Below are 431 nucleotides of genomic sequence, written 5' to 3'. Positions count from 1 at the left end.
ATTAGTAAGATCACTCCAACAACTGCCATCTAGTTTCCTCCGTTCAGACCAATTTTACCTACAGCTACTTGAGCTTCTTCTTCTGAAAGTCCATTCTCTACAAGACGTTCAATAGCTTTTTCACGGAACTTATCGGTAGACTCTTCGATAGCTGCTAGGTCAGCTTCTGGTAAGAAGTGTTTCCAGCGTGTTACCAAGACATCTGAAAGGTTTAGCAAATGCTTGCGAACGTCTTTGAACTCTACCGAGTCTTCGGCATGTTCCAATACAGACTCAATCACACGCATGTTGTCGTGGATTCGGATAGCCGTCGCAGTGTCGTCATAGTTAACGAAGTCTCCCTGTGCTAGTTGCCCTAGTAGATTGTAGATAGCCATGAAATCAACTAATGCTAGTTGCTCTTCTGTAGTCATTTTAATAGTATCCATAGT

General features: G+C 42.7%; 1 protein-coding gene. It reads right to left on the bottom strand.

Features of this window, described 5'->3' with window-relative positions; translation table 11 throughout:
• Window positions 1–29: 29 nt before the first annotated feature.
• The coding region (locus ACTNC3_RS11550; protein ID WP_441227521.1) for a hypothetical protein at window positions 30–431 on the bottom strand (402 nt) is incomplete at its 5' end.

The organism is Oribacterium sp. HCP3S3_B9, from assembly GCF_052064255.1.
Lineage (GTDB): Bacteria > Bacillota > Clostridia > Lachnospirales > Lachnospiraceae > Oribacterium.
The sequence above is the reverse complement of the archived record's forward strand: the minus strand, read 5'-3'. Positions and strand labels throughout refer to the sequence as shown.